General features: G+C 35.4%; 12 protein-coding genes. 2 read left to right on the top strand and 10 right to left on the bottom strand.

Translation table 11 applies throughout. The features are described 5' to 3' along the window. Positions 1-2 precede the first annotated feature (2 nt). Together ACIQZA_RS07995 and ACIQZA_RS08000 are read left to right on the top strand one after the other, a co-directional pair. Positions 3-479 carry a helical membrane plugin domain-containing protein gene (locus ACIQZA_RS07995; protein ID WP_400932818.1) on the top strand — a complete coding sequence of 159 codons (477 nt, stop codon included), beginning with the start codon at positions 3-5 and terminating at the stop codon, positions 477-479. Positions 480-495: 16 nt separating this feature from the next. Further along, complete coding sequence (locus tag ACIQZA_RS08000; RefSeq protein ID WP_400932816.1) at positions 496-1,542, top strand: Mrp/NBP35 family ATP-binding protein; 1,047 nt, start codon at positions 496-498, stop codon at positions 1,540-1,542. Between the two features lie 195 nt (positions 1,543-1,737). Here the strand turns inward: ACIQZA_RS08000 and ACIQZA_RS08005 are convergent, their stop codons facing one another. The 10 genes from ACIQZA_RS08005 to ACIQZA_RS08050 all read right to left on the bottom strand — a co-directional run bounded on the left by ACIQZA_RS08005 (position 1,738) and on the right by ACIQZA_RS08050 (position 19,043). Next, the gene (locus tag ACIQZA_RS08005) at positions 1,738-2,025 is read right to left on the bottom strand and encodes a hypothetical protein (protein WP_402882975.1); all 288 of its coding nucleotides are present in this window, start codon (positions 2,023-2,025) and stop codon (positions 1,738-1,740) included. A gap of 129 nt (positions 2,026-2,154) precedes the next feature. Next, positions 2,155-2,355, bottom strand: coding sequence for a hypothetical protein (locus tag ACIQZA_RS08010; protein ID WP_402882978.1), 201 nt, complete (start codon positions 2,353-2,355; stop codon positions 2,155-2,157). Between the two features lie 476 nt (positions 2,356-2,831). After that, positions 2,832-3,704: an ABC transporter permease gene (locus ACIQZA_RS08015; protein ID WP_400932811.1), complete on the bottom strand. Its 873-nt coding sequence runs from the start codon at positions 3,702-3,704 to the stop codon at positions 2,832-2,834. Continuing rightward, positions 3,701-4,621: an ABC transporter ATP-binding protein gene (locus tag ACIQZA_RS08020; protein ID WP_400932809.1), complete on the bottom strand. Its 921-nt coding sequence runs from the start codon at positions 4,619-4,621 to the stop codon at positions 3,701-3,703. Before ACIQZA_RS08020 ends, ACIQZA_RS08015 begins: the two co-directional genes overlap by 4 nt. A gap of 4 nt (positions 4,622-4,625) precedes the next feature. Next, complete coding sequence (locus ACIQZA_RS08025; protein WP_142509078.1) at positions 4,626-5,045, bottom strand: DUF3021 domain-containing protein; 420 nt, start codon at positions 5,043-5,045, stop codon at positions 4,626-4,628. 2 nt (positions 5,046-5,047) lie between these two features. Beyond that, positions 5,048-5,494: a LytTR family DNA-binding domain-containing protein gene (locus ACIQZA_RS08030; protein WP_142509079.1), complete on the bottom strand. Its 447-nt coding sequence runs from the start codon at positions 5,492-5,494 to the stop codon at positions 5,048-5,050. Between the two features lie 307 nt (positions 5,495-5,801). Further along, a complete protein-coding gene (locus ACIQZA_RS08035) occupies positions 5,802-6,071 on the bottom strand; it encodes a 2TM domain-containing protein (protein WP_400932806.1) in 270 nt (89 codons plus the stop codon). A 130-nt stretch (positions 6,072-6,201) separates the two neighbouring features. Beyond that, a complete protein-coding gene (locus tag ACIQZA_RS08040; RefSeq protein WP_402882980.1) occupies positions 6,202-6,969 on the bottom strand; it encodes a thioesterase II family protein in 768 nt (255 codons plus the stop codon). Further along, the gene (locus ACIQZA_RS08045) at positions 6,947-13,504 is read right to left on the bottom strand and encodes an amino acid adenylation domain-containing protein (RefSeq protein WP_402882983.1); all 6,558 of its coding nucleotides are present in this window, start codon (positions 13,502-13,504) and stop codon (positions 6,947-6,949) included. Before ACIQZA_RS08045 ends, ACIQZA_RS08040 begins: the two co-directional genes overlap by 23 nt. Next, positions 13,497-19,043: a type I polyketide synthase gene (locus ACIQZA_RS08050; RefSeq protein ID WP_402882986.1), complete on the bottom strand. Its 5,547-nt coding sequence runs from the start codon at positions 19,041-19,043 to the stop codon at positions 13,497-13,499. Before ACIQZA_RS08050 ends, ACIQZA_RS08045 begins: the two co-directional genes overlap by 8 nt. Positions 19,044-19,083: the final 40 nt, after the last annotated feature.

Raw genomic sequence — 19,083 nt, forward strand, 5'->3', positions numbered from 1 at the left:
TCATGGCAGCACCAATTACGACAATTCAAAAAGAGCAAAAAACAGAAGAACAACTAAAGGAAGAAAAGTTAGGGAATTTAAAGCAACTTCTTTCTGAGAATGAAGAAATGGTTAACCAGGTCTTTACGATCATGGCAGAACTAAATGATATTGGAGCACTAGAAGCAGCTACGAAACTACTTGAAGCAAAAGAGGATGTTGCACATATCGCTCTTGGTCAATTAACGCGTAAGCCTGTTACGAATATCATCAACAACTTAATGGGTGTTGCGGGAGCATTAACCGAGCTAAACCCAGAGACAACAACAAAGCTGATTGAAGGCTTAAATACTGGCTTAGATGAAGCGAACAAAGCCGTTGAATCTGACGAAAAAGTTAGTGCCTTTAAGCTGTTCAAAATGCTAAACGATCCTGATGTTAATCGTGCTGTGAATTTTGGCGCTCACTTCTTAAAAGGGCTTGGCAAAGGCCTAAAATAGGAGGATGATTTCTTATATGCTAACGAACGAGCACATTTTAAAAACTTTGCAGAAAGTTGATGACCCAGAACTTCATAAAAGCATCGTTGACTTGAATATGGTACGTAATATTCAAGTCAATGGTACGCATATCTCACTTGATATTATCTTGACTATTCCAGGTTGTCCTTTAAAAGCAAAAATTCAACAAGATGTTGAAGAAGCGTTGACAACGATCGGTGCATCAAAAGTCTCCATCAAATTTGGTTCTATGACAGATGACGAGCGCCGTAGTCTAACAACTTCTTTAAAATCACAAAATGTTACGGATAAAGGTATGCCTACAATGCTTCTACCCGATTCAGGTGTCAAATTTATAGCAGTTACTAGTGGTAAAGGTGGCGTCGGAAAATCTACCGTGACGATTAACCTAGCAGTAGCTCTTGCCCGTCTTGGAAAACGTGTAGGTATTTTAGACGCCGATATATATGGATTCAGTATTCCTGCCATGATGAAGATTCAACAAAAGCCAACAATGATTGACCAAACAGCTATTCCAGTAATAAGTCATGGTGTGAAGATCATGTCGATGGGATTTTTCACAAACGAAAACCAACCTGTCATGTGGCGTGGCCCAATGCTCAACAAATGGATTCGTAATTTCCTTGTCAATACACATTGGGATGAATTAGATTATCTCCTTATAGACTTACCACCTGGTACAGGAGATGTAGCCATTGATATGGCGGCAATGATTCCACAAGCACAGGAAATTATCGTAACAACACCACATCTTGCAGCTTCTCATGTTGCTTCTCGTGCAGGTCTGATGGCTCAACATACGAAACACACGATTCTTGGTGTTGTTGAAAACATGGCTTACTTCGAAAACTCAAATGGTGAAAAGAACTATTTATTCGGTCAAGGTGGCGCAGAAAAATTAGCAGATGAGCTTCAGACAAGTATCCTCGCTCAAATTCCATTTGCGCAACCTGAGGAAAATACTGGTTCTTCCGTTTATGATGAAGACTCCATTATCGGTGAGGTATTTACCAACCTTGCAGAAGATATGATGTATCAATAAAGAGAAACTTTCATCAGTAGGCGGGTTTCTTCATCCCCTACTGAAGATTAGTCTTCCCCAATTAGGCTTTTATAGGCAGTTATTCTCCTGCCAAAGAGCATGATAAAACACAAAAATCCTTGTCTCGCTTTTATACGAGCCAAGGATTTTTTTATGGAGCAATGTTCAAATTTGAAACACTCCCCTATATGTAATTCAATAGCCCGCTTTTTTTAAAACCTGCATAAAATAAAAACGGTACGTATTTTTAACGAAAGAATCTAAAGGCAGCCCAGCATTTAATTGATACTTTGTAAAAATAAAATAAAAACGCTTATCCCATTTTAATCGTAATAACTCCCCAGCATCGTCACCGTATTTCTCCGTAAATTCCTCAATTAAAGGTTCAATCATATAGTAGCAATAATCTTTTAAGTTTGCGAGAGCCTCTATATCTTTCTCCTTTTGAAAACGTGTAATCCAATCTTCTAATTGTTCGTTCATGTTAAAATCCATCTCTCTTTATTGAGTTTCTTCCTATTATATTATAATGCTTTTTATAAGTTTTAGCTCCTCTTGTTGACGTATTGTGATTTGAAATGGTTTTAAATTCAACTGCTATCATTAACTCTGCTAATTTATGAGCCGTTTATTATATTCAATCCACTTTTCCATTTCTCTCTCCACAGCTCGATTTTGCCATTCAAACCAAATACCAAAACATTCACTACAGTGACTGTCTACCCCATTTTTATTATGCATATCTTTACGAGTAAATACAGTTTTTTTACGACAGCTGTAGCAGTAAACTTCTTGCTCTTTATCAAATTCCATCACTATCAACTCCAACATTTTTACACATATTCCTTTCCGTTTTTTATATAAATTATTCTAAAACAGGGAAAACGGCATAAAAATCGTATCGTCCTTCGAGCTGGCTCTCAGCTGTTCAAAACCTTGTATACAATGACTCTAACTATGACATAAGGATGAACTTTATAAACAGTAGTAGGCGTTTTAACATTTTTTGGACGCATCTACAAGTACGGTAATTTATATTCAATTTTGTTTTAAACACTTTTCCTATAAGGGAAACAAACATGCTGATTAACAAAAAGAACCACATACGTACGGTAAGTACGTATGTGGTTCTTCCACTAGTGCAAATGAAGTTATAATGTGTATTTAACCAATAAATACCTCTAGTCCATCAATAAGTAGTAATTATAATTTGCTGCTAGTTGGTCGTCCTAACTAAGGTTTGGAAAGTAATGTCTTGATATTTTAGTGTACGAAAGTTGAGTAAATATTTATTTGTTTTTTCTGCCATATAGCCATAATGAGATAAGCGTAAAAACAATAATAGAAGCAATAATATAAATTACACTATGCATTGGAGAAAAAATCATATCGTTCCATTCATAATGGACACCAAATTGAATTTCATAAGTATTTCCTGCTTCAGGTGCTCCTTCAAAAACTTTATCAAGGGAATCACGCATCAAAGCTTCTCTAAACAAAACTGTTGTATGACTAATCGGGAATACCATGATTATTTTTTGTACAAAATCAGGTACTGCGCCAAGTGGCACATACACTCCGCATAAAAAACCAATAGCGGTACCTACAACTGTATTTAAGGTTGAAAAAGCATTTTGTGTTGAGACTAACAGAGTAAGAAATAGGTTAAAAACACTACTTAGTGTAACCGCAAGTACAATAATCCCAATGAGTTGAACTATTTTTTCAAACGTAAACCAGGATCCGCCCATGAACACAATAAATAATTGACATGCAATTAACCCAATAAGCGATAAAACAAAGCCAATAAGCAAGGAATTGATAACATAGCTTAATTGAATTTTTGCACGTGCATTAGGAGTTGTTAAAAAATCAGCCATTACTTTTGTCTCTAAGTCCTTTATATAAATACCTAGAGCTGCTAGCGTCGTAGTTACAGCAATAATGGAGAGTAAGCCTGCAACCATCCATTCATTCACCATAGTTTTCAAGTGATCCGATGCTGGTACTAATTGTTCAATAGCATCTACTTGTGTTTTTTGAATAAAAATCGCATACAGCATGATAACAATAATCACTGATAAGATTGAAAAAAACACAAGCATACGATCACGTCGAAATACTTTATTATGCCTATTAACCAAATTCAACATTGTGTTCATGTTAATGGCACCTCCTCATTGATACGAATAAATACATCGTCCATCGAACCTTTCTTTACTTCAAATGAGCTGATAAAAGTCTGAAGTTTCTTTAAAATATCAAGTGCATGAATGGTAGATTGAACACGCACGCGGTACTCGCCATTTTTCTCTTCAAAATTAAGATTGTTTTGCGTTAGTAATAATGAACCATCTACACCGTTATTAAAAAAGACAAATAATTCATCATATGTATATTGCTCTTTTAATGTATTTGGTGTACCTTTAGACACGATTTTTCCTTCCTTCATTACCACTATTTCATCTGCTACAGCAGCTTCTTCCATATAATGAGTAGTCAAAAAAATTGTCATATTCGTTTCTTCTTGTAGTTTTTTAATTGCATCCCAAACAAAGACGCGTGTTTGTGGATCAAGGCCTGTTGTGGGTTCATCTAAAAATAAAATAGTTGGTTTATGAATAATTGCTCTTGCAATATCTGCACGTCGCTTTTGACCGCCAGATAATGTCCCATATTTTTTCTTCGCAATATCTTCTAAATGTAAATAGCGATTCACAAATCCCCAGTTTTCTTGTAATTCTTTTTTTGTCAAGTTATATATGTTACCTCGATGTAAGATATTTTCTTTCACTGTTAGACGTGCGTCCAAAATGCTTTGCTGAAAAACAACCCCAATTGCTTTTCGAATTAAATAATTATTTGTTCGACTACCTAGAGTCACACCATTAATTTTCACATCTCCTGAAGTTTTTTCCAACAATGTACACAACATTTCAATAGATGTAGATTTTCCAGCACCATTTGTCCCTAAAAATGCAAATAATGCACCCTTCTTTACCTCAAACGAAATTCCCTTCACTGCTTCATATGAACCGTATTTCTTACCTAAATTTTTCACGTCAATTACTAATTCCATTTAACTAACCTCTCTTTCTATTTTGTAATAAGTTATTAATTTCATCTACTTCACGCTTTGTTAGTAGCCATAATAGAATCCAAATAATGATATAGGCGATGGCTTCAATTAAAAAAACAGGCCAGATGGTATGCCATTTTGATAATTCAAACCAAGAGCCGACAAGTCCTGCGACGAAGACACAAATAGTAACAAAACAGAAATGAAGTGTTAATTGGACATTGAAAGACACAATTCCCGTTTCAAATATAAGTGTTGCAATGCCAATTAAAATACCCATAATTGCTGCAGTCAATAGCTCTCTTAATAGATCTTGACCACTAATTAAACTACCTGGGTTAGCAACACTACCCAGTGTTATTATTACATAGGACGTGCTTAATCCAATAAGAAGTCCAATTATCCCATTTTGTAAAATTTTTATTGTTAATTCCTCCCAATACCGAGTGCTTGTTTTAGTTTCTTTAAATAATTTCGACTCACAACAACGGAAATCTCATTTTCTAAAAATAGTTGTGTTGATCCAAGTGGCCCTAATTGTATAGAGGTAATTTTGGAAATATTAACAAGAGTTGATTTATTGACACGCACAAATTTGTCGCCAAGTAATTGTTCCAATTCATAAATTCTCCGCTTTGAGTCAAATTCTTCTTCTTCAGTTTGAAAAAAAACTTTTATACCTTCTGCATAGATACAGTGAATATCATTTGTTTTTAACATGTGAATTTCATTATCCCTATACCCATCAATGACATTAACTTCATTCTTTTTTAATTGTTTCATCAACTGTTCAATTTCAGCGTTATATTCATTTGCATAAATGTGTACTTCTATTTCATCATATTGCTTTTCGATATTTATCTTTATTTTCATCTAGACCTCCATGCCACTATAAATAATAATACCACCTAATTTTCCATAAAATTAAAAATCTAAATGAAATGTATTAAATTAACTACAAGATGTTTATTTTCTTTAATAAGTTGCATATTTAAGTTTTTGCCTCTTAGATACATCAAGCACTTAACACTTCGAATTGGTGGAATTCCAGTCCAAATTACCGAGATAACTATTCAACAAATCATTTTCATGCATCTAAATAGAAGAAAAAACGTTTCAAAAACATTGAGCTTTTGAAACGTCTCAGGTAAATCGAAATTATTTATTATTAAAGTTAAATTTATTTTTTATTCATATATTTTTCTAACTGCTTCTTCTCCCATTCTTCCCCCAAAAACGTGCCTCTACTAAATACTGAAATACCATGTGCTACAATTCCGATTCCCCACCCTAGTAAAGTATAAATAAACCATAAGCTTCCCGGTGAAGAGAATAAGTTAATAATTATCAATCCTAAATTAACAATTATATATACAAATAAGTGGATATAAAAACTCTTCAATGCTCGAACCCTCTTTATCGAACGTTCATATTTTTCATTATCACTCAAAAATATCCCTCACTTTTTGATAGAAAAGTTGTTTAGAACCCATATAGAATCCATGTTTCCCTCTATTGTATACACATTTTCGAAGCTCTTTAAAATCCTGTTAACAGGGATTATCCATTTATACACGACTTTATATGGTACGTATATATTTATATATCTCAGAAAGAAGACGATCCTGCGAGCTATTTAAAAAGAAATGATTCCCTGGTAACAAAAACATTTGAAAGGATGAATTTGTAATTTTTTCCCACTGCAAAATACTCTCTTCACTCACTTCTTTATCTCGTGTTCCGCCAAACGCAATGATAGGAATTTTCAGAGACGGCCCTTGTTCATAAACATAGCACTCACATATTTCTAAATCAGCTTTTATCATAGGTAAAGAGAGTTGAACAAGCTCTTGCTCTTCAAAGAACCAATCTGGTGTTCCATTTAGACTCTTCACCCTTTCTAAAAGTTCATTATCTGGTAGAGTATGATAAAAAGTTGAAGATTTCCGTGGTAAATGTGGTGCCCTGTGAGCAGAGACAAATAAACAATCTGGACGAACACCATGACGCTTCTCCAAATGACGGGTGAACTCAAAGGCTATTAATGCGCCCATACTATGTCCAAAAAATACAAAAGGAACATCATCTATAAACGGCAAAAATGCTTCTTCGAGTGCTTCTAAAAGATTCGGAAGATTAGAAATTGGCTTCTCGATCAATCGATTCCCTCTACCAGGTAATTGAATACAGCATACCTCAACATCTTCAGGTAAATAGTCACCCCAATCTTTATATGTTAGGGCATTCCCCCCAGCGAAAGGGAAACAAAAAAGGCGTAGACGTGGTGCCTTTACAGCTTTAAAAGTAACGATCCATGGATTGTACTTAATGAGAGTTAACTGATTCATTTTTAACATTCCCTTCAGACGACCTTGCTTTAACCGAATTGTTTTCTATTTCCAATTGCTCTTCAATATAAGTGGCCATCTCTTCAATTGTACTGATTTGTAATAACGCCCTTAAAGGGAAATTGATTTGATAAGTATCTCGGATTTCCTCAATCATTTTCATTGATTGCAAAGAATCTCCTCCAAGTTCATAAAAGCTATCGTGTACGCCTATTTCATCCAATGCAAGTAAACTAGACCATATTTCAGCTATTTTTTTTTCTACTACAGTCCGAGGTTTTTCGTAACAATTAATTGTTAAGCTCTCTACATCTACATTTCTTATTAGAAGTTGACGATCTACTTTCATATTTGAAGTTAAAGGGAATTTATCAACTTTTATATAATTTTTTGGAATCATATATTCGGGTAATTTTTGAATTAGAAATGTTCGTAAATTTCTACTCTCGACAGTTTCTCCATGAGCCTGTATATAAAAAGCCATAAGTCTTTTAGTTGTTCCTTCGTCAGCAACAGTAACAACTACATCTTTTATCGCAGGATGTTGAAGTAACATATATTCAATTTCACCTATTTCAATACGATATCCATTAATTTTTATTTGAAAGTCTTCTCTACCTATAAATTCAATGTTGCCATCTGGTAAATACCTACCCAAATCTCCTGTTCGGTATAAACGTTCTTTCGTCTTAGGATGATAGATAAAACTCTCATTTGTTCGGATTTGGTCTTTCCAATATCCAGTAGACAATCCTATACCACCTATATAAATTTGTCCTGTAACCCAATCAGGGCAAGGTTCTAGTGACTCATTTAAGACAAGCATTTTTTGTTTGGAAAGCGCTTTTCCGTAGGGTACACTTTTACTACTAGCTTGCAAATTTTCAATAGGGTAGAAAATAGACCAAATAGAAGCCTCAGTTGCACCTCCTAAACTTATAATTAATTCTGTAGATGAATACGAACGAATAAGTTCTGGCAACGAAACTGCTATCCAATCCCCGCTCAGCATAACTAGTCTAAGGTTGTCAGCATATCCATTTTTCTGTGATAAATGATTCATAAACATCTCCATTAAAGCAGGAACTGAATTCCACACTGTAACTTTCTCAGTGCTCAAAAGCCATTCCAAATGCTTTGGATTAAGCCCTTCATCTGCATCAGGTATAACAATACTAGCACCTGCGGCAAGACTTCCGAATATATCGTAGACTGATAGGTCAAAATGTAAGGCTGATAGTGCAATCACACGATCTTTCTCCGTTACATTAAACTTGCTGTTTATATCAATAATGGTATTTACTGCACCAGAATGAGTAATCATCACTCCTTTTGGATCACCTGTGGAACCAGAAGTAAATATTACATAGGCTAAATCATCGGGACTTTGAACAAATGGCAACGGTTCGTCAGACCAATCTGACAAAAATTGCTCATTTACTTCGTAAATAGATATCTCTTCTGGTAATTTTATTTGAGATTTCATTCCTGATTGGGTAAGAATAATTTTTACACCCGTAGAACGCAGAAGATATAGAATACGTTCATTCGGAAGTGCTGGATCAATAGGTAAGTATGCTGAACCAGATTGTAAAATACCAAGTACACTGACAACTTGTTCCCACCCTTTTTCCATAAAGATAGCTATTAATTGATTTGGTTGAGTTCCTTTATACTTTAAAAATCTACCTATTTTATTGGACCATTTATAAACTTCATCATATGTCATTGTTTTATGTCTGCTGATAATCGCAGGAGAATCAGGTTGACTCTTCGCTTTTTGATTAAATAGTGAATGTAAAAGATCCGCCGACTCAATGTTTTCATTCAAAATAATGTCATTTCTTAGTTCAAGTTGTTCTAGAGGAATTAATGGAATAACTTGCTGATTCCAAATCTCTTCCTCATTCGCAAGTCGAGTAACTAACGACCAAAATGTTGAAAACATACTACGAATAAAGCTTGGGGGATAAATTTCCTCAACTACATCCCAATTACAATAAAGTCCGTTACGATCATCCCAAACACCGCAATCTAGCCATACTTGGGAAGTTTGTGTAACACCATTTACATTCACAGGTTTAATAGGGAACGGAACATCTTTTTCCTCCGGTATTGGAACAACTAACGCACTGGTAAAGACAACAGGCATCTTTGCTTCAAAGGCGCCTCCTTTTTTCGTTGTCATTTCACGAAGCACTTGAACACCACTAATATAATGATTTTCAAGGTCACTCCATAAATCAGCTTGGATCTTCCTTGCGCGCTCAATAAATGAGCATTCATTCGAATTCGATACTGCCAATAAATTAACTGATGTAAACTCTCCTACAATATCATTTACTTGAGGATGTGCAGCATTTCGATTTAAGAATGTTAGATTAAGTGAAAAATCAGGGCTATTACTCCAGTATCTAAGGACCTCTGTAAATGCAGCTAACAAAATACCTGTAGTAGTAATTCCCGTTTTCATTGCTTTTGATTTCAATCTTTTCCATGACTGGAAATCTAAACTCTCGTGAAGACGTACAAATTGTGGATTTCTTAATTCTTTCGGACTTTTTGATAGAGGAAGCTCTGGTGCCATAGGTAAAGAATCAACACGCTTTTTCCAATAGTCAAGAGCATTATTATACTTATCTGTTTTTTTGAATTCTTCAATTGCCATAACGTAGTCTCTAAAAGAGATTTCCAATGGTGCTAGCTCATTTTCTTTTCCTTGATAAATTGTTACGAGCTCCCTCATTAAAATAACAAAGCTCCATACATCCCACATTAATGCATCTGAACTAAAATGGATAAGTGATTTTTGATCCTCAAGTAGAGTAATTCTTATATCAAACACTGGCCACTTATAAATATCTAGTACTTGATGGGATAATTCTACCCTTGTAGCTTTAACTGCACTTTCTACTTCATCAGGATTTTTCCCCCGCAAATCCGTTATTGTAAGTGGATAATAAGGTACTTTTCGATAGACTTGTTGTTTGCCGTCTGGTGTTATTACGGTTCTTAACATATCATGTCTTTTTATTAAATAGTTCCATGCCTCTTCGAACTTATTAATATCTAAATATTGTGCTTCATATTCATCATAACTATGTGTAGCCACATTACCTAATTCGTATACATCATTACGTCCAATCCAGTATGCTTGTTGGATATCAGTAAGTGGGAATGGCTCATATCTGTCTTGAAGATTAGGTATAATAACTGGAAGTAGCTGCTTATCATCAAAGTACTCTTGATTTTTCCCTTTTAGGTTATCAATTTCAATAGCCAATCTTGAAATAGTTGTAAAGTTGAATAAAGTTTGCAACGAGAATTCAATCTTAAAAATCTTCCTTACTTGAGCCGTTATTTTCATGGCAAGTAAAGAGTAGCCCCCTATTTGGAAAAAATCATCATTCACACTAATTCTAGAAACACCAAATACTTCTTTCCATATATCCACTAAGATTTCTTCTGTAAGCGTTCTGGCTGGTGTGTATTCATTAAGCATATTCCATTCAGTAATATCTGGTTCTGGTAGTTGCTTCCGATCAATCTTGCCATTATTGGTTAATGGAAATGCGTCTAGCAAAACAATATAGGATGGAACCATATAATCGGGTAGTTTCGTATTTAAATAACTTTTTAAATCCCGAATAGAAACTGCACTATTTTTCTGACAAATGATATAAGCTACTAAGCTCTGCAATTCGGAATTACCGGTTCTGACAACTACAATACTTTGAGTAATCCCCGGATACTGGAGTATGTTGTTCTCAATTTCATTTAATTCGATTCGGTATCCACGTATCTTTATTTGAAAGTCTGAACGTCCAATTAATTCAATATTCCCATCTGGTAAATATTTAGCTAAGTCACCTGTTTTATATGCCCTTTTCATCGTTCCTGATTCATCAGGTAATAATATAAATCTTTCAGAAGTTAGCTCTTTTTTATAAAGATAGCCTTGAGCAACTCCATCACCTGAGATGTATAATTCACCTGGAATGCCAACTGGAACTACCTGACGGTATTCATCTAAGATCAGTAGCTGGGTATTAGGAAATGGTTTACCGATAGGCAATGAATCGTTGGATTGTAATTGATTATTAGCACACTCGAAGTAAGAACTATCAATTGTTGCTTCTGTTAGGCCGTAAGAGTTAATAACCCTTGTTTGTGCCCCACAATAATTACAAAGTTTCTGATACTCCTCTATTTTCCAACTATCTGAGCCGACAATAACTAACTTCATAAAATCTAATTTTTGTTGACTATCTTCTAAGTACTGTAACAAACTGCGAATAATTGCAGGGACGAACTCCGCACAATCAATTTTTTCATGAAATAAAAGTTGATATAGTTGTTCCGGGTCTAATAAAACATCTTCTGGACATAACACTAATTTTGAGCCAGAGCATAGCGCACGAACAATGTCACCAACGCATACGTCAAATGAAAAGCTGGCCATTTGTAAATGGGCTGAAGTATTATTCATTAACTGATATTCATGTTCCCAGCCATTAAAAGTGTGCACCAAATTATTGTGGCTAACCATAGTCCCTTTCGGAAGACCTGTAGAACCGGATGTGTAGATGATATAAGCCAAACTATCCGGAGTAATCTTAATTGGCTTATTTGTAGAACTTTCTTGATTTAACTTCTCTTTTATCTGTGTATCGTCAACAACAATAGTATTTAGGCTCGATTCAGCTAAGAGTGAACTATTAAGCACTTTATTAGTGATAATAGTAGCTACCTTGGAATCTTTGAGCATGTAATGTAGTCGATCGCTTGGATATGAAGAATCCATTGGTAGATAAGCTAGGCCTGTTTTTAATACCCCTAAAACGGATATAACTAAATCCATTGATTTAGGCAAACATATCCCAATAATTGAATCCTCCACTTCCTTTTGTTTCAAAATCAAAGATGCAAGTTGATTCGCTTTTACATTAAGCTCCCTATAGGTCATGGAATCATATTTGAAAACGATGGCTATTGCATCTGGATTTCTCTCAACTTGTTTTTCAAACCATGTACATACGTTTTCATCTTTAGGGAAATCAATTATATTTCCATTCCATAACTTTAATTGATTCAATTCCTCGGTTGTCAAATAATTTATTTCACCAATTGGCTTATCAGGTTCAGACAGAATTTTTTCTAGTAGAATCTGGAAGTGCTCTGCCATTTTGTAAATAAAGGTACTATCAAATAGATCGGTATTATACTCCAAAATGCACTTCTGTGGATAAATATCTCCGCCATCTAAAATATCAAGAGACAAATCGAACTTTGCTGTACCACCATCTATAGGTTGATAATTCATCAATACATTATTAAGTCGATAATTTGGAACCGCATTTTGATATGTGAATAAAACCTGAAAAAGCGGGTTAAGACTTGAGCTTCTTTCAGGAGCTACATTCTGAACAATTGTCTCAAATGGAACATCTTGGTGAGAGAAAGCTTCTAAAGAAGCTTCCTTCACCTGCTTAAGTAAATTTTTAAAGCTTACATTTCTAGACAACCTTACACGAAGAGGCAAAGTATTAACAAATACACCTATTAACTTTTGGAATTCATTTCGGTTTCTTCCTGAGATAGGAACACCAACAATAATGTCATCTTGTCCAGTGTAACGATATAACAAGGTATAAAACACTGTAAGCATTGCCATAAAAGCTGTCGACTCTTCAGAATTACATAATTTTTTCAAATTATCACTTGTTGCTTTTGATAACTCAAAAACATATGAGGATCCCTTAAAAGTTTGTATTGCCGGACGTAAGTATGTCGTCGGTAGTTCTAAAACAGGCGGAGAGCCTTCGAGGGCTGTTTTCCAATATGTTAGCTGTTCTTGAAAAAGTTCATCAGTCAAATGCTTCTGTTGCCATGACACGTAGTCAGAATATTGTGTTGTAAGATTCATTAATTTAGAAGGTGTGTTGTTGATAAAAGCTCCATATAACTCACTAAGCTCTTGTAATAATACTGTAACAGACCACCCATCAAAGATAATATGATGCATTGTAACTACTAGGTAGTGTTCATCATCATTCAATTGAAGTAAAACGACTCTCCATAAAGAAGAGTCATTTTTTAAATTAAATGGTTTTTGAATTTCCTCATTGACGATTCTATTCCGCTCTTGACGTTGTACGTCTTTAGGCAATTCTCTTAAATCTAAAAATTCCATCATCGCTGAAGATTCGGACGTTATTTTTCTTATAGGTTCACCGTCTATATCTTCAACAATACTTGTACGAAGTGTTTCGTGTCTATTAGCTACTTCTTTGAAACAAGTTTGCAAAACATCAATATCAAGCTCTCCCAATAACAGAAAAGCAGAAGGAATATTGTAAGCAGAGCTTTCAGGATCTAATTGACTTAAAAACCATAATCTTTTCTGAGGAAAAGATAATGTATGGTTTTCAGTTTTAGGGATTTCTCGGCCAATTAACTTTGACTTAAGTTGATTGACCAGCAAAGCTTTCTGTTCATCTGTAAGTGTTCCAATCTGATCAAGATACTTATTCAACTTGATCCCTCCCAGCTGCAACTAAACTAATAATATCGTTTATTTTGTCTTCTGAAAGTTCTCCTAAATCCGAAATAATCTGTCCTACTTCTTCATCTTGGATTAAGTTGTGCTTTTTATCTAGCATTTCCATAATATTCATTGATAACTCTTGTGAAGTTACCCCACGTAATAAATCTACAACTGCAATAGTAACCTGAAGACTTGCTTCAATTGTATTTTTCAACTCCATTGCCATCATGGAATCTAAACCAAAAGCGTTAAGTGGTACATTTACTTCTATCTGTGTACGATTTAAACGCAACACGGCACAAGACAATTCCATAATGTGTGCTTCAAGTTGTGATAGCTGTTCTTTACGATCCTTTAATTGTAATAAACTATTCAAAAAGTCTAGCGAATTATCTTCTGAGTTATCCGTGTGACTTTGTAATTCTCTATGTTTATTAACAAGTTCGGCAATGATAGGAGGTACATTTCCAAGAGGATAGTTTTTATCGGCTACTTTTGGCCAATCTGCTCCTACTACACTGAATTGCGCTCTATTCTGACATAATAATTGGTTAAGTGCCTCAAGCCCTTGATTATTTGTCATCGAATATAAACCGCGATTATCAAAGTAATTTAGCAAATCAAGCTGTGTAGCCATCCCAGATTCTAGCCATGGCCCCCAGTTAATACTTAATCCATGCATTCCTCGAGATCTTCGATAGTGTGCCAATCCATCTAAAAATGCATTGCCCGCTGAATAATTAGCCTGTCCACTCATAACTACAACAGATGCAATGGATGAAAATAGAACAAAGAAATCTAGTAATTGGTTTTCAAAATGTTCATGTAAGTTCCATCCGCCAATCATTTTTGGACGAAGAACATCGGTAAATTCTTGCTGATTCATTTGATATAATAATTGTGGTCGAGCTACCCCGGCTGTATGGATTACTCCACGGATTTCTGGCCACCCAGCTTCAGAATATTGAAGCAGAGATTTCTCTATTTCGCTCTTATTACATACATCGGCAGTAGCTATATGGATAGTAGCTCCCATCGACTCTAGCTCTTTTATAGCTGTAATACGCTTCCCTTCTACACTATCTATATCTACTTTATCCCAATCTAAACGATTGTGGAATTTTCCACGGCCCATTAAAATTAAATGCCTAGCTCCTTTTTTAATCATCCAGCGAGCCGTTAATAATCCTAAACCACCAAAACCACCAGTAATTAAGTAACTTGCATCTGGTCTGAATACAATTGGAAGTGGCTTATTAAGTTGAACATCCTCTTCTAACCGAACAACAAAACGTTCCCCTTGTCTAAAGGCAACATGATCTTCTCCATCTGTATTCCAAATCTCTTCAAATAAGAGATTACTATTTTTCTCAACTGATAAGGAATCATCTAAATCTATAATTCCTCCCCATAAATTCATATGTTCCTGATGCCCAATTGCTTTAGCTAGCCCCCATACAGCTGATTGAGCTACATTATTCAAACCAATTTCCGTACCTACTTGCTGTGCTCCAGTTGTTGCAACCCATAATCGAACATTATCTGGAAGCTGCTTGTGAACAATAGATTGAACAAGGTGAAGCAAACCAACACAACCCAATTCTTCCACTCTATTCAAGCCATTTGTGTTTAAAATATCTGTTACTTTATTGTCGAGTGCCCAACCATAAATAATTCCTCGACATTGAGTGGAATCAGAAAGTATATCATCCATTAATAGAACGAAATCTTCAGAATTTGAAGGGTTTATAGTAAATATATTATTTGTTTTTTCGTATTTAACTCCTGGGTGCACAGAATAACAGTGCTCTCCTACCTTAATTAGCTTTTCCGCAACAGAATGTCCTATTTTTCGTTCGTCTTCGAAAATGATCCAATATCCTTTGTCAGAAACATTTTTTACAGGAGAATATTCATTAGCTTCTTTTCTTACTTGAGTATGCCATTGCAATTCATATATATCTTGTGTTCCTAAAGATTTGTTAGATGATGTAGTATCCTTTAATGACACTGCATTACATCCTAAAATTTCCATAATGATATTTCCTTCAGAATCAAAAAGGTGTATATCTCCCTCTAATGATGTTTCTGTTTTGTTCAAAATAGAAGCATGAATCCACAAATCTGTATTTAAGCGAACTTTTTGATGTAGAGCTCCCTTTGCTACACCTACAGGCATATAAACTGTCGTATTCTCTTCGTCCTCTTGGAATGGCAATGCAGCAGCAAGTACTTGGAAACATAAATCCAAGATAGAAGGATGTATTTCATACTTATCCAATTGAGCTTCAATTATTTCGTGTAAACTTATCTTCGCCAATGCTTCTTGCTCACCTTGCCATAGTGTCTCAATTCCCTGGAAAGTTTCCCCATACTCAAGACCGAATTTACGGAATTGCAAATAACATTGTTCCCGGGAAAGTTGTAAAGTACAACGTTGTTTTAAGACTTGAAGTTCTTTGTTTTGAGATTTAAGACTAACGTTCGGTCTTATCTGCCCTTCAGCATGTAATGTCCAGTCCTGACTTACTCCCGTAGGCTGACTATAAATAGAAACTGTTGAGTTTTCCACTGAATAAACCAGTCTTAATTTTACAGACTCTCCTAATGTTAAAAACAAGGCTTTATTAAATTTAACACTTTCACCACAGACGAAACCAGTAGCCCCAAATAATTCTTTTGATGCTGCTAACATCATTTCAACATATGCCGCCCCAGGATATACATATGCACCCTGAATTTGATGGTCGCATAAATAAGGAAGGCGATTCAAATCTAAATCATTTTCCCAAGTAGGCTCAGGTGTATTTAATTTTTTTCCTAGTAATGAATGGACATGTGTTCCCAGTCGCTCTTGTTCGGATATTAAAGACTCTTGCCAATAACGTTCTCTCTGCCAAGGGTAAGTAGGGAAACAGATCGTATTATCCGCCTTTTTGTGTATGTTATCCCAATTAATAGCATACCCTTTTGTATATAAGGCACCAAGAGATCCGAATAATACCTCCTTATCTACGGCTTTGCGACGTAAAGAAGGGATTATTAGCCCTTGAACGTTATGAAGTGACAAGCATTCTGAAATAGAATTAGCTAAAACAGGATGTGGGCCTACTTCTATAAAATTATAGAAACCATCTTCAATCATATTATTCGCTGCTGCTGCAAAAAGTACTGAATCTCTTACGTTTTTCCACCAATAGTAGGCGTTAAAGTCGTCATTACTCATTAACTTGCCAGTTACAGTAGAATAGATTGGCGTGTGTGGTTTATGAACTTTAATATCTTTAAGAGCATTTAAAATATCTTCTTTTAAAGGATCCATATAATGACTATGATATGGAACTTTAACATTTAGGTATTTATAAAATATTTTTTTCTTTTCGAGTGATTCAATAAGTATATCAAGGGATTCAGGAGCCCCAGCAAGCGTTACAGCATTAGGACTATTAATAGCAGCTATAGATATATGATCAAGATCTAGAATTTCAATTCTAGCTTCTTCAAAAGATAATCCTACCGCTACCATCTGACCTAATCCAGTAGTACGTTGTTGTAAATTACTTCGATGGTATATTACCTTCACTGCATCTTCTAAACTGTAAACACCAGCACAATAAGCTGCTGCAACTTCTCCAGCACTATGTCCTACAATAGCATCAGGTGTTATTCCCCAAGATTTCCATAATTCAACCAAACCAACTTGTAGCATAAAATTAGCTGGCTGCGCAACTTCAGTTTCCTCCATTTTGGATGATAGTTCATCAGCTAGCATAGCTTCAATTATTGACCATCCTGAAAGACGTTTAAATATTTCGTCGCATTGCTCTACAGCTTTACGGAACACATCATCTTTTTGAAGAAGTTCTCTACCCATTGCCCACCATTGAGGCCCCATTCCAGTGAATACTAAACTTAAAGGTGATTTTTTATTATCAGCGACTCCTGAGACAATACCGGCTTCTTTCCCATCTTCCAGGAATACATCTAATTTCTCAATTAATTCATCCACAGAATTTGTAGTTATAGCTAATCGATGACTATGATGGCTACGTCTTGTAATAGCGTTATACCCAATATCACGTAATGAGTATTTATTATTAGAAATAGCTCTTTTGAAATCTTTAGCATAGTCTTTTAATGCCTGAGTATTCCGTGCAGATAAAACTATTGTTTGGAGATCCTCTGTTTTGTCTATGTCCTGAATAGTCTCATTAGGTACATATTCTTGTAATACCACATGGGCATTTGTTCCACCGAATCCAAATGAATTAACACTAGCAATTGCTACGTCAGTTTCTGGCCAAGCAGTTAATTTTGTTGGAACTTTAATATTAAGCTTTTCAAAATCGATATCAGGGTTGGCATTCTTAAGGTGGAGATGAGCCGGTATTTGACGGTTCTTCAAACAAAGAATTGTTTTAATTAATCCCGCTACACCAGCTGCAGCTTCCGTATGCCCAATGTTAGTCTTAACTGATCCGATATAACATTTGTCCTCAGGAATTCTATCAGCCCCCAAAATACTTCCTAATGAATTAGCTTCTATAGGATCTCCAACCGGCGTTCCTGTTCCATGAGCTTCTACGTACTGTACCTGATTAGGTTTAATACCACTCTTTTCATAAACGTCACATAATAATTGTTTTTGTGCTTCTGCTCTTGGCACAGTAATACCTTGGGAATTACCATCTTGATTAACCCCACTACCTCTAATAATTGCATGGATAGGGTCATTATCCTTAATTGCTTGAGAAAGTGGTTTTAATAATACAACTCCTGCTCCTTCGCCACGTACATAACCATTAGCAGAAGAATCAAATGCTTTAGATCTCCCATCAGCTGATAACATCCCTGCTTTAGATTCAGCAATAAAATATTCTGGCTTAATCATTACATTGACACCGCCCGCGAGTGCCATTGTACTTTCCCCATTCCTTATACTTTGACAAGCTAAATGTAACGCAACAAGGGATGAAGAACATGCTGTATCAACCGTAATACTTGGCCCACGGAAATCATATGTGTAAGAAATTCGGTTTGCCAATAACGTCATCATCGCGCCTGTAGCTGAGTGTGCATCTACTAAATGTCTGTTAGATTCCGAAAATTGCAATAATTTATAATCTAAAGTGAAAGCACCCATGAAAACACCCACATTTGTACCTGCTAAACGTTCCTGCATTTGACCTGAATTTTCCATAGCCTCCCAACAAACTTCTAGAAGCAAACGTTGTTGTGGATCTAATAAAGCTGCTTCCCTAGGAGATATGCCAAAGAAAGAGGCATCAAATTGATCTACATTGTCTAAAAATCCACCCCACATAGAATTTGATTTTCCTTGATTTACTTTATTAGAACTATAGAAGTTTGATATGCTCCATCTATCACTTGGAATTTCAGTTATAGCGTCCACTTCATTACTTAATAACTCCCAGAAAGATTCTGGTGAGTTTACACCTCCTGGGAAACGGCATCCAATACCTATTACCGCAATTGGTTCTGTTAAATTATCTTTTAATGTCATCATATTCCCTCGCTTATAGTAGTTTTATGTTTTTGAAAAGAAG

Origin of the sequence: Lysinibacillus sp. NPDC096382 (assembly GCF_044762845.1) — a bacterium.
GTDB lineage: Bacteria > Bacillota > Bacilli > Bacillales_A > Planococcaceae > Lysinibacillus.

What these genes read in the sequence shown, in the direction of transcription:
- ACIQZA_RS07995 (WP_400932818.1), top strand. Translation starts at nt 3, where the DNA reads ATGGCAGCACCAATTACGACAATTCAAAAAGAGCAAAAAACAGAAGAA.
- ACIQZA_RS08000 (WP_400932816.1), top strand. Translation starts at nt 496, where the DNA reads ATGCTAACGAACGAGCACATTTTAAAAACTTTGCAGAAAGTTGATGAC.
- ACIQZA_RS08005 (WP_402882975.1), bottom strand. Translation starts at nt 2,025, where the DNA reads ATGAACGAACAATTAGAAGATTGGATTACACGTTTTCAAAAGGAGAAA.
- ACIQZA_RS08010 (WP_402882978.1), bottom strand. Translation starts at nt 2,355, where the DNA reads ATGGAATTTGATAAAGAGCAAGAAGTTTACTGCTACAGCTGTCGTAAA.
- ACIQZA_RS08015 (WP_400932811.1), bottom strand. Translation starts at nt 3,704, where the DNA reads ATGAACACAATGTTGAATTTGGTTAATAGGCATAATAAAGTATTTCGA.
- ACIQZA_RS08020 (WP_400932809.1), bottom strand. Translation starts at nt 4,621, where the DNA reads ATGGAATTAGTAATTGACGTGAAAAATTTAGGTAAGAAATACGGTTCA.
- ACIQZA_RS08030 (WP_142509079.1), bottom strand. Translation starts at nt 5,494, where the DNA reads ATGAAAATAAAGATAAATATCGAAAAGCAATATGATGAAATAGAAGTA.
- ACIQZA_RS08040 (WP_402882980.1), bottom strand. Translation starts at nt 6,969, where the DNA reads ATGAATCAGTTAACTCTCATTAAGTACAATCCATGGATCGTTACTTTT.
- ACIQZA_RS08050 (WP_402882986.1), bottom strand. Translation starts at nt 19,043, where the DNA reads ATGATGACATTAAAAGATAATTTAACAGAACCAATTGCGGTAATAGGT.